8 protein-coding genes are annotated in these 12347 nt (G+C 64.0%); 7 read left to right on the forward strand and 1 reads right to left on the reverse strand.

From position 1 onward, the window contains the following. Nucleotides 1-69 precede the first annotated feature (69 nt). Genes PspS04_RS18105 through PspS04_RS18135 form a run of 7 tightly spaced genes read left to right on the forward strand, consistent with a single transcriptional unit; the run spans nt 70 to nt 9392 of the window. Entirely contained in the window at nt 70-2091 is a 2022-nt protein-coding gene (locus tag PspS04_RS18105; RefSeq protein ID WP_159998876.1) for a capsular polysaccharide biosynthesis protein, read from the forward strand. Continuing rightward, nucleotides 2031-3347, forward strand: coding sequence for a capsule biosynthesis protein (locus PspS04_RS18110; RefSeq protein ID WP_159996992.1), 1317 nt, complete (start codon nt 2031-2033; stop codon nt 3345-3347). Before PspS04_RS18105 ends, PspS04_RS18110 begins: the two co-directional genes overlap by 61 nt. Next, a complete protein-coding gene (locus PspS04_RS18115) occupies nt 3344-4120 on the forward strand; it encodes an SDR family NAD(P)-dependent oxidoreductase (RefSeq protein WP_095165283.1) in 777 nt (258 codons plus the stop codon). The genes PspS04_RS18110 and PspS04_RS18115 overlap by 4 nt, the downstream gene beginning before the upstream one ends. After that, nucleotides 4113-5639: an LTA synthase family protein gene (locus tag PspS04_RS18120; RefSeq protein ID WP_159996994.1), complete on the forward strand. Its 1527-nt coding sequence runs from the start codon at nt 4113-4115 to the stop codon at nt 5637-5639. Before PspS04_RS18115 ends, PspS04_RS18120 begins: the two co-directional genes overlap by 8 nt. A gap of 4 nt (nt 5640-5643) precedes the next feature. Beyond that, nucleotides 5644-6222 (forward strand): GNAT family N-acetyltransferase, encoded by a 579-nt coding sequence (locus tag PspS04_RS18125; RefSeq protein ID WP_159996996.1) that lies wholly within the window; start codon nt 5644-5646, stop codon nt 6220-6222. Next, nucleotides 6219-8345, forward strand: coding sequence for a capsular polysaccharide biosynthesis protein (locus PspS04_RS18130; protein ID WP_159996998.1), 2127 nt, complete (start codon nt 6219-6221; stop codon nt 8343-8345). Before PspS04_RS18125 ends, PspS04_RS18130 begins: the two co-directional genes overlap by 4 nt. A 3-nt stretch (nt 8346-8348) precedes the next feature. Next, nucleotides 8349-9392, forward strand: a complete 1044-nt coding sequence (locus PspS04_RS18135) for a phytanoyl-CoA dioxygenase family protein (protein WP_159997000.1) — start codon at nt 8349-8351, stop codon at nt 9390-9392. 1587 nt (nt 9393-10979) lie between these two features. Here the strand turns inward: PspS04_RS18135 and PspS04_RS18140 are convergent. After that, on the reverse strand, nt 10980-12332 hold the full coding sequence (locus PspS04_RS18140; RefSeq protein WP_159997002.1) for an aminotransferase class I/II-fold pyridoxal phosphate-dependent enzyme: 1353 nt from the start codon (nt 12330-12332) through the stop codon (nt 10980-10982). Between the last annotated feature and the right edge of the window lie 15 nt (nt 12333-12347).

Below are 12347 nucleotides of genomic sequence, written 5' to 3' on the forward strand. Positions count from 1 at the left end.
TTAACGGTGGAGACCTCCAGCGTTAACACCTCCACAGCACACACTCGAATGGATCTGCGCTTCACGTTTATGGATGACGTTTCTCCTCGCCCGCGTTTGTTGGTCCTCTCCAAGGGTGCCCAGCGCATCGTCACGCTACCCGCCTTGCTGCCCGATTACGCGCTGCATAACGGGAGCGTGGGCGATATGAATCAGGTCGACTGTGTCATGGCCTGGGGCCGCAAACCCAGTGCATTGAAGGCCATTTCCCACGCCTCGCAAGCGAACTTGCCGATCCTGACGTTGGAAGATGGCTTCATTCGTTCGGTGGGCCTGGGTGCCGATGAGCCACCACTCTCCCTGGTTGTCGACGACATGGGCGTCTACTACGATGCCAACGCGCCTTCACGACTCGAGCAACTTATCGCCGAACCACTGAGTGGCGCCCAGGCCGAGCGAGCCCTCGCGCTGCAACAGCTGTGGCAACAGCAGCGAGTGTCAAAATACAACGACGCGCGTATCACCCACCCCGAACTGCCAGCCGATTGCGTACTGGTGGCCGACCAGACTTTCGCCGATGCGTCCCTGCAAGGGGCCACTGCGGCCGATTTCAGCGCCATGCTCGAAGCCGCCCTGGCGCGCTACCCCGCCAGCACCATTGTGCTCAAGGTCCACCCGGATGTGATCGCCGGGCGCAAGCGCGGGCATTTCGACCTCGCAGCCCTGGCCAACCACCCGCGAGTGCAGGTGTTGGTACAGAATGTCCATCCCGCCGAACTGCTGCCACACATGCGCGCGGTGTATGTGATGACTTCGCAGCTGGGCTTCGATGCCCTGCTGTGGAATGTCCCCGTGCACACCTGGGGCATGCCGTTCTACGCCGGCTGGGGGCTGACCGAGGATCGTCTGCCTGCACCGTCACGGCGCCAACCCGCCAGCCTTGCGCAGTTGATACACGCCAGCCTGGTGCGTTATCCGCGCTATGTCAGCCCCGAAACCGGTCAGCCCTGTACACCAGAAGTGCTGATGAATTGGCTCGGGCTGCAGCGTCGCCAGCGCAGTGCGCTGCCGGAGTCCGTGCAGATGCTGGGCTTCAGTCGCTGGAAAGAGCCACTGGTTAAGCTGTTCTTCAATGGTTGTGCCATTCAGTTCGTCAACCCCGCACAACCATTGGACGCCGCTCTCCCAGTGGTGTCCTGGGGCTGTAAGCATGACAGCGACCTGACGCGACATGCGCAATTGGTCAGCCGGGTAGAGGACGGATTCCTGCGCTCGGTCGGCCTCGGCGCCGGCAAGGCCCGCCCGCTGTCGTGGGTCGTCGATGACCTGGGCATCTATTACGACGCCACGCGCACCTCGCGCCTGGAACACATCTTGCTCAATAAGTCCTTTGACCCAGCGCTGGTAGCCCGGGCGCGAGCCCTGCGCGAAGCCATCTGCCACGCCGGGCTGACCAAATACAACTTGCCTGGCAACGCCTGGCAACGCCCCACCGCGGCACAACGAGTGATCCTGGTAACCGGCCAGGTTGAGGGCGATGCGTCTATCCGTTTTGGAGCAAACCGCATCCGCAGCAACCTGCAATTATTGCAGGCGGTACGCGAGCAGAACCCCGGTGCCTGGGTGCTCTACAAGCCGCACCCCGAAGTACTGGCTGGCACCCGCGCCCGAGGCGACGACGAGGCGCAGACCGTTAACTGGTGCGACGAAGTGATCGGCGATACACCGTTGCAACAATTGCTGGAGTTGGTCGACGAAGTTCACGTCCTGACCTCGCAATCGGGCTTCGAAGCCCTGCTGCGCGGCGTACCGGTGACCACCTACGGCCAGCCGTTCTATGCCGGCTGGGGGTTGACCCAAGATCAGGACCTGCAACCCGAAGTACAGGCCAGGCGCATGCGCCGCCTGGACCTCGACGAACTGGTGGCCGGCACCTTGCTGCTCTACCCCACCTATGTCAGCCGCATCACCAACCGCTTTACCACTGCAGAACAGACTCTTTACGAATTACAGAATTGGCATGCTTTACCGCAGCCAGGAGCACCATCCAGATGGCAGGAATTGAAACAGCGCTTGAGCAGTTTATTGGGCATCAGTCGCCTGAGAAGCTGAAGGCGCGGGCGCCCGATCGCCCTCTTCCGCCTCAGCCACACAACAGCTTCTTGTTCCTGCAGGGCGTCAGCTCGCCGTTCTTCGCGCGACTGGCGAAGGCCTTGCGGGCGATCGACCAGCGGGTGCACAGCATCAATTTCAACGTCGGTGATGTGCTGTATAGCGCCGGCTCGCGCCATGGTTTTTCGGCGCGCCCAGAAGAGCTCGATGCGTTCTATAGCCAACGGTTTCGCGACCTGGACATCACCGACCTGGTACTGTTCGGCGACTGCCGCCCGGTGCATCGCCCGGCCATCGCCCTGGCCCGGCGCCTGGGCATTCGTGTGCACGTGTTCGAAGAAGGTTACTTCCGGCCCTACTGGATCACCCTTGAGCGCGATGGAGTCAACAACAACTCCCTGCTGCCCCGGGACCCGGATTGGTACCGTGAAGTCGGCAAGCACGTACCGCGCTATGACAATGGCAGCCCGTTCAAATTATCGTTCGTCTCCCGCGCCGCACACGATGTGGCCTACCACTGTGGCGGCGCACTGAACAAACTGTGCTTCCCGCATTACCGCACCCACGCGCCCTTCAATGCCGCCAAGGAGTACGCCGGTTTCATTCGCCAGGGCGTGCGCCTGTTGTTCGCCGGACGGCGTGACGATGCGCTGGTGACCGAAGTGGCGCGTGAACGCCACCCGACCTTTTTGCTGCCGCTGCAACTGGACAGTGATGCGCAAATCAAGGATCACTCGGCGTTCGCCAACATGTTCGAAGTCATCGACCATGTCATTGCTTCGTTCGCCGCCTTTGCCCCAGGCGAGGTCCGCTTGCTGGTGAAAAACCATCCGCTGACCCCGGGCCTGGTGAACTATCACCGCATTACCCAGGCGCTGGCCAAGCAGTATGGCGTGGCCGACCGGGTCGACTTCCTGCAGAGCGGGCACATGCCGACGCTGCTGTCGCACATCGCCGGAATGATCACGGTCAACAGCACCGCAGGCGCCTCGGCACTGCTGCACAAACGCCCGACCTACACCCTCGCCAACCCGATCTACGCCATGCCGGGGCTGACCCAACAGGGCAGCCTCGACGACTTCTGGCGCCATCGCGAAGCGCCGGACATGGCGCTGTTCCGGGATTTTCGCAATAGCGTGATCCACACCACCCAGATCAATGGCGGCTTCTACACCGGCTGCGGGATCGACATGGCGGTGAACAACTGCCTGGACGTGTTGCTGGCTAAAACTTCGAGAATCGAAAACTTCCTATGACGCACCCGTCTGCACCCCGCTGCATCCTCATCACCGGCGCCACGGGCGGCATCGGCGGCGCCCTGGCGCCTGCCTACGCCGCGCCGGGCGTGACTTTGATCCTGCAAGGCCGGCGCATGGACCGCCTTGAGGAGATGGCCAGCGAATGCCGCGCCCTCGGTGCCCGAGTGTTGCTCGAAGCCCTCGACGTACGGGATCTGGACGCCTTGCGTGCCATGGTCCGGCGGGTCAGCGAGGCCGAGCAGCCAGACCTGGTGCTGGTCGGTGCCGGCCTCAACACCGCCGTAGGCAGCAACGGCGAGGCCGAGTGCTGGGACGACAGCCGCGCCCTGTTGGAAGTCAACGTAATGGCCGCCCTGGCCACCGTGGAAGCGGCGTTGCCGGCCATGCGTGCGCGCGGCAATGGGCAAATCGCCCTGTTCAGCTCACTGGCAGGCTGGCGCGGCTTGCCGGTCACCCCGACCTACAGCGCCAGCAAGGCGGCGATTCGGGTCTACGGCGAGGCGATCCGCGATTGGCTGGCGCCGGAAGGGGTGAAGATCAACGTGATCCTGCCGGGTTATGTCGAATCGAAAATGTGCTTCGAGATGCCCGGCCCCAAGCCGTTCCTGTGGACCGCCGAAAAAGCCGCGCGACGCATCAAGCGCGGCCTGGCCGCCAACCAGGGGCGCATCAGTTTCCCGTTTCCGCTGAACCTCGGCACCTGGTTGCTAGGGGTGATTCCCCAGCGCCTTTCTTCGTTCATCCTGCGTGGTCTGAATTACAGTGAGTGAATTGTCCATCCTTCAGGCTGCGGTAGTCGGCCTGCTCCTCACCGTGCTCATCGAACGCCTGCTGATCCCGCGCCCGAACCTGCGCCGCCCGCTGAACAACTGGTGGTTGCACGCCGGCTTGTGGTGCGTGTGCCTGGCCGTGCTCTACGCACTGACGGCTCGCCCGCTGTTCAGTGCGATCAACGTACTGCTGTTGTGGCTGTTGATCGTGATGGTCAGCAACGCCAAATACCACTCCCTGCGCGAGCCGTTCGTGTGCGCCGACTTCGAGTATTTCAGCGATGCCGTGCGCTTCCCGCGGCTGTACCTGCCGTTCTTCGGTTTCGGTAAGGCGGCGCTGCTGGCGGTCGGTTTCCTGGTGTACCTGTGGGCCGGATTGACCTTCGAGCCCGAAGTTGCGGGTGGCCGCAACAGCGCACTGTGGCTTGGCCTGGCCGGGTTGCTCCTGTTGCGTCTCGGCCACCGCCGCCGTAGCACGCCGACCTTCGACGCCGAAGCCGATGTGCAGCGCTGGGGCCTGGCAGGCAGCCTATGGGGTTACTTCTGGGCCGCCCGTGCCACAGTCGATCCAACCACCCTGGGTTCGCCATTCAGCAAAGCCCCCTCGCACACACCAGCGGCCGCCCTGCCCGACCTGGTATCGGTGCAGAGTGAATCTTTTTTTGACGTACGCGACCTGTGGCCCGGAGTGAAAACCCAGGTGCTCAGCGAATACGACCGCCTTGCCGCGCAAGCACTGGCGCGGGGCAAGCTGCAAGTGGCCGCCTGGGGCGCCAATACCGTGCGCACCGAATTTGCCTACCTGACCGGCATTCCCGGCGACCGCCTCGGCGTACACCGCTTCAACCCGTATCGGGTGCTGGCCCGCCAAGGCCTGCCGAGTATTGCCACGCACCTCAAGGCGCAGGGCTATCGCACCATCTGCGTGCACCCCTACGACGGCAGTTTCTATGGCCGCAACCAAGTGCTGCCCGCCCTGGGTTTCGACGAATTCATCGATGTGCGCGCCTTCAACGATTCGCAAAAGGCCGGGCCGTTCATTGGCGATTGCGCGGTGGCCGAGAAGATCCGTGAACTGCTCGATGACCCGACTCGTACCCAGCCCTTGTTCATCCACGCAGTGACCATGGAAAACCACGGACCTCTGCACCTGGAAACCGTCGACGCCAGCGAACTGCCGAACTGGTTCGACCGTCCGCTGCTGACTGGCATGGACGACCTCGCGCCCTACCTGCGGCACATCAGCAACGCCGACCGTATGCTCGGGCAACTGCGCGCCACCTTGCTCGAACAGCCGCGCGAGGCGTTGCTGTGTTTCTTCGGCGACCACGTGCCGATCCTGCCCAACGTCTACCAGGCCGTAGGCGCGCCAGTGGGCGACACCGACTACCTGATCTGGTCCAACCGTCACCAGCCCGGTGCCAGCCCCTGTCCGATCCGCGTCGAGGCGCTGTCCAGCCAACTGCTCGCCTGCGCCCATCCAGCGCGCACGCCGACAGCTGCAGCGCAGGTACTCTGAGGTCGTGGCCAAGATCGTTCTGGGCAGCGACCTGACACCTGAGGCGCTGGCGGATCCGCAACTGGCGCGCCTGGTCACGGGCGGGCGCGGCTCCCTGGCATTCCTGATCGGTGACAACGCCTGCCGCGAGCGGCTGCTCGGCCCCAGCATTCACTGGGACCGCGTGCTGCTGGCCTTTGAAGACGGTATCGCCGTCGGCTATGTCGCGTTCAAGCATCACCAGCGCGGCCCCTTCGCACTGCGCCCGCAACCCTTTGTCCGTGAGTTCGGCTGGCTGATGGGCTGGCTGCGGTTTGGCGGATTCTGCTTGAGCGAACTGCGCGAGTGGCGCTATCCATTCCTGTTGTACGGCCTGCGCGTGAGCAAGACGGCACGTAACCACGGCGTCGGCTCGGCGCTGGTCCAGGCCTGCTGCCAACAGGCGGCGACCAGTGGTTTTCAGGAGGTGTTCCTGGAAGTGCCGCTGGACAACGATCGGGCCCGCGCGCTCTACCTGCATAACGGTTTCCGCCTGCTGCGCAAGCGCTGGGTGCCCTGGCCGCCGGTGCGCAGCATGCAGCGGCGCCTGGAGGCAATCCATTGAACGGCCTCGAATCGCCACCGATCAATCTCACGCCGCTAGTGGAAGGCCCGGGCTGGGTCGGCATCATGCAGCAGTGGGTGGCCTGGAACGTCCTGCACCTGCCGCAATTTCTCGGGCCAGAGGGTTCGCCCTTCTGGTTGTGGCGCCGTGGGCGGCACGCGCCCAAAGGCATGAAGGCGATTGCCGGGATCGGCTACAAGGACTCCTCGGCCCAGGCGCGAGTGCTGTGCAAGCGCTGGGGCCTGCCCTACATCGCCATCGAGGACGGCTTCCTGCGCTCCTCATCGCTGGGCATCGAGGGCGACACGCCGATGTCGCTGGTGGTCGACCCGGTGGGCATCCACTACCTGGCCGACCGCCCTTCGCTGCTGGAAAACATCCTCCAGGACCCCGCCAGCCTGACCGCGGGCGAACTGGACAGCGCGCGCCAGTTGATCGCCCTGATGCGCAGTAGCGGCATCGGCAAATACAACAATGCCCCGGACCTCGACCCCAAAGACCCCTTGGGCCGCGAGCGTCCATTGGTGTTGGTGGTGGACCAGACTGCCGGCGATTATTCGATCCCCGGTGGTGGTTTGTGCGAGGCCGACTATGTGCGCATGCTCGACGCAGCCATCGCGGAAAACCCCGACGCCGAGGTGCGCGTGCGCATTCATCCGGATTGCGTCGGCGGCCAGAAACCCAGCTGCCTGTTGGCTGCCGCCACCGAGCGTGGCGTCACCCTGGAAGCGCGCCCGGTGTCCTGGGCCTCGTTGGCTCGGCGTGCCCGGCGGGTCTACATCGGTACCAGCCAGGCAGGATTGGAAGCCTTGATCCAGGGTGTGCCGGTGACCTGCTTCGGCCTGCCGTTCTATGCTGGCTGGGGCCTGACTGACGACCGCATGCCGATTGCCCGGCGTCAGGCGCAACCGGACCTGGTGCAACTGGTGGCCGCGGCCTATGTGCGCTACTGCCGCTACGTCGACCCGTTGACCAGCCAGCCCACCGACGCCCTGACCGTGGCCCATCAACTGGCGCGCCAGAAGGCCCGGGACAGCGAGTTTGCCGGGGACTTCACGGTATTGGGGGTCAAGCGTCACAAACAGCACAACGTCCGACGCTTTTTCAGCAGCCGCTGGGGGCGTCTGGAGTTCGCCGAAGACCGCCCGGCGCTGGTCGCGGAAGTCGCGGCCAAAGGCGGCAAGCTGCTGGTCTGGGCGGCGCGTGAGCCAGCCGATCTCAAGGCTCGCGCCAACAACCATGGGGTCGCTCTGTGGCGAATTGAAGACGGTTTTCTGCGCTCCAACGGGCTCGGCGCACTGAATGCACCCGCCCTGTCACTGGTGCTCGACCGCAGCGGCATGCACTTCGATGCCAGCGCCAGCAGCGACCTGGAGTCGCTGCTCGAGCACGGGGAGTTCGCTGCGGCCACGCTGGCCGAGGCGGCGCGTCTGCGCGAGCGGATCGTGACCCTGGGGGCCAGCAAATTCAATCTCAAGAGTGACCTGGCCGCTCAGGTTTGCGCGCGTCCCGGCCAGCGTCGGATCCTGGTGCCCGGCCAAGTGGAGGACGATGCCTCGCTGCGCTGCAGTGGCGGCCCCTTGCACGACAACTTCGAGCTACTGAAACAGGTCCGCCGCAACGCTCCCGATGCCTGGATCGTCTACAAACCGCACCCGGATGTCGAAGCCGGCAAACGCCATGGCGCGGTGTCGGCCGACCGCCTGCTGGGCCTGGCAGACCAGGTGCTGCCGGGGATCGATATCGCCCGTCTGTATGGGCAGGTCGATGAAGTGCACACCCTCAGTTCCACCGCCGGTTTCGAAGCGTTACTGCGTGGCCTCACGGTAGTCACCTACGGCACCCCGTTTTATGCTGGTTGGGGCCTGACCCGTGACCAGCAGCCTTTGCCGCGCCGCACCCGGCGCCTGACCCTGGACCAGTTGGTAGCCGGCGCCCTGTTGCGCTATGCGCGCTATGCCGACCTCCAGCAAGCTTTGCCCTGCGATGCCTGGCATGCCCTGACATGCCTGTCGACCCCGAGGCCGCCGCGCCTGACGCTCCCTGCGCGTCTGCTGCCGCTGCGCAACTACACCCGGACCATGCTCGGCTGCGACCGTGCAGCGGTCCCACTCAAGGATTAGACCATGCCTGCATCACTCAAGGATCTCGGCCGCTATGCGGCACTCCCCTGGCATTGCCTGCAATTGCTGACCCACGCCAAATCGTTCGAGAACAACCCGGTACTGGGCAGCGCCCGGCTCAACGCCCTAGGCTTGCACGTCCAGCGTCGACAGTTGGCCATGGGCATGGCCGCGATGCGGCGCCGGGCCCTGGCACCACGGCTGGACAGTGCAGAACTGGCGAGTTTCGAGGAGCAGGGGTTTTTCGTGCGCGAGAACGCCCTGCCCGCCGAGCAGTTTGCGGCCTTGCGCGCCGAACTGGGCGACCTGCGCAGCACCGGCTGGGAAATGCGCCAAGGCAAGGCGGTGACCCGGCGGGTCAGCCTCGACCAGGACGTGCTGGCGAAAAACCCGGCCAGCGCCGCCTTTGTCGCCGACCGTAGCGTGCGCGACCTGATTGCGTATGCCTCGTCGAACACCGGCGGGATCACCTATCAATTGCAGTCGATCGTGATCGATGGCGTGAACGCCGAGCAGGACCCGCAAACCCGCCTGCACGCCGACACCTTCCACCCAACGGCCAAGGCCTGGCTGTTTCTCGATGACGTGGCCGACGATCAAGGGCCGTTCAGTTACGTACCTGGCTCCCACCGGCTGACGCCGGAGCGTCTGGCCTGGGAGTATCGCCAAAGCCTCGGTGCGGCACGCTCCCACGAGCAGATGCACCGCGAGGGCTCGTTCCGCATTCATGAACACGAATTGGCCGAACTGGGTTTGCCGGCACCTCGACGTTTCTCGGTCCCGGCCAACACCCTGGTGGTGGCCGACACCTCGGGCTTCCACGCCCGCTGCCCGAGCTTGCGCCCGAGCCATCGCGTGGAAATCTACGCCAGCCTGCGCCGCAACCCATTCATCCCCTGGCGCGGCGCCCACCTGTTCGCCCTGCCCTGGATCGCCAACCACCACATGCGCTGGGACATCCGCCTCAAGCGCCTGATGGGCTTCGACAAACGCAGCCACTGGCGCTTCATCGAACAGCTCAACGCCTACGAAAAGCCGTACATCTGAGACAGCGGCTTGCAAGGCTTGCCCGCGGCGCTCTCCAGACCATCGCGAGCAAGCCGCAAGCGGGCGCTCGCTCCTACAGTGGTTCTGGGTGTTCGAAAATTTTGCATACACCCACCAGACCTGTGGGAGCGGGCTTGCCCGCGATGGCGGTATGTCAGCCACCATCAATGTTGAATGAGCCGGCCTCATCGCGGGCAAGCCCGCTCCCACAGTGGTTCTGGGTGTTCGAAAATTTTGCATACACCCACCAGACCTGTGGGAGCGGGCTTGCCCGCGATGGCGGTGTGTCAGGCAACATCGATTTTGACTGTGCTGGCCTCATCGCGGGCAAGCCCGCTCCCACAGTGGTTCTGGGTGTTCGAAAATTTTGCTTACACCCACCAGACCTGTGGGAGCGGGCTTGCCCGCGATGGCGGTGTGTCAGGCAGCATCGATGTTGACTGTGCTGGCCTCATCGCGGGCAAGCCCGCTCCCACAGTGGTTCTGGGCGTTCGCAAATTTTGCTTACACCCACCAGACCTGTGGGAGCGGGCTTGCCCGCGATGGCGGTGTGTCAGGCAGCATCGATGTTGACTGTGCTGGCCTCATCGCGGGCAAGCCCGCTCCCACAGTGGTTCTGGGTGTTCGCAAATTTTGCTTACACCCACCAGACCTGTGGGAGCGGGCTTGCCCGCGATGGCGGTGTGTCAGGCAGCATCGATGTTGACTGTGCTGGCCTCATCGCGGGCAAGCCCGCTCCCACAGTGGTTCTGGGCGTTCGAAAATTTTGCATACACCCACCAGACCTGTGGGAGCGGGCTTGCCCGCGATGGCGGTATGTCAGGCAGCATCGATGTTGACTGTGCTGGCCTCATCGCGGGCAAGCCCGCTCCCACAGTGGTTCTGGGTGTTCGCAAATTTTGCATACACCCACCAGACCTGTGGGAGCGGGCTTGCCCGCGATGGCGGTGTGTCAGGCAGCATAGATGTTGAATGAGCCCGCTCCCACAGTGGTTCTGGGTGTTCGAAAATTTTGCATACACCCACCAGACCTGTGGGAGCGGGCTTGCCCGCGATGGCGGTGTGTCAGGCAGCATCGATGTTGACTGTGCTGGCCTCATCGCGGGCAAGCCCGCTCCCACAGTGGTTCTGGGCGTTCGAAAATTTTGCATACACCCACCAGACCTGTGGGAGCGGGCTTGCCCGCGATGGCGGTATGTCAGCCACCATCAATGTTGAATGAGCCCGCTCCCACAGTGGTTCTGGGCGTTCGAAAATTTTGCATACACCCACCAGACCTGTGGGAGCGGGCTTGCCCGCGATGGCGGTGTGTCAGGCAGCATCGATGTTGACTGTGCTGGCCTCATCGCGGGCAAGCCCGCTCCCACAGTGGTTCTGGGCATTCGAAAATTTTGCATACACCCACCAGACCTGTGGGAGCGGGCTTGCCCGCGATGGCGGTGTGTCAGGCAGCATCGATGTTGACTGTGCTGGCCTCATCGCGGGCAAGCCCGCTCCCACAGTGGTTCTGGGTGTTCGCAAATTTTGCTTACACCCACCAGACCTGTGGGAGCGGGCTTGCCCGCGATGGCGGTGAGCCGCCTGGGCTCAACCAATCTTGGCCAACTCTTCGGCAACTATGGCCACGGTCTGGATGATTTGCTCTTCCGTGTGCTCACACGAGACAAAGAAGCGCACCCGTGCGACGTGCTCGGGAACTGCCGGGTAGAGGATCGGCTGGGCATTGATGCCGCGGTCGAACAAGGCGCTGGACAGCCGTCCGGCCTTGAATGAACTGCCGGTGATCACCGGGATCACGGCCAGGCCGCTGCTGGTGGCGGTGTTCAGGCCAGCGGCCTTGGCCAGGCGCAGGAACAGCTCACCTCGCGCCTGCACCGTCCGCACCCGATCACCGTCGTTGGCCAGGCAACGCAACGCCGCCAGTGCCGAGGCCGTCACCGAAGGCGGCATGCCGACGCTGTAGAGGAAACCTGGGGCGAGGAATTTCAGGTGCTCGACCAGCGCCGTGCTGCCGGCAATATAGCCTCCGCAACTGGCGAGGGTCTTGCTCAGCGTGCCCATCCAGATATCGACGTCATCACCGGCCAGGTGGAAGTGCTCGCGAATACCTTTGCCGGTCGCCCCCATCACGCCCAGCGAATGCGCCTCATCGACCATCAGGAAGATTTTGTGCTTGCGCTTGAGTTCGACGAAACGCGGCAGGTCCGGGTAGTCGCCGTCCATGCTGTAGATGCCTTCGACCACCACCAGCACCCGCTCGAAGTGCTGACGCTGCTCACCGAGGATCCGGTCCAGGGCCTGCCAGTCGTTGTGGGCGAAGCTCAGGCGTCGCGCACCGGACAACTGGATGCCTTGCAGGACACTGTTGTGGATCAGCTCGTCGTGCAGCACCAGGTCACGGGGGCCGAACAGATGGCCGATGGTAGTGACGTTGGTGGCATGCCCACTGACAAACACAATGGCGTCGTCGACCTCGTACAGATTGGCCAACTCACGCTCCAGCTCGCGGTGCAGCGGACGATCACCAGACACCAGCCGGCTGGCCGACACCGAGGTGCCGTAACGGTCGATGGCGGCCTTGGCCGCTTCGGCCACCGCCGGGTGACCGGAGTAGCCGAGGTAGTTGTAGCTGGCGAAGTTGACGTATTCGCGGGCACCAATGCGGGTCTCGGCGCCCGCCAGGCCTTCGTGCAAACGAAAGAACGGGCTGCTCAGGCCCAGGCGCGCAGCACCCTGTTGCATCACGCGCAACTGCTGATAACCCGGGTGCTGGTCGAAGCGATAAAACGCTTCAGGCACCTTCAGCGCCGCCTGTTGCGCCTGCTCCAGGGTGGCACCGCCGGCCGCGTCGCCCGCCTCGCTGCGACGGCGCTCCAGCGCTTGCTGGATCAACCGTTGCTTGATTCCGACACTCAGGCCGGTGGGCGTTTTTGCAGTCATCGCACTATCACTCAA

Source organism: Pseudomonas sp. S04, from assembly GCF_009834545.1.
Taxonomy (GTDB): domain Bacteria; phylum Pseudomonadota; class Gammaproteobacteria; order Pseudomonadales; family Pseudomonadaceae; genus Aquipseudomonas.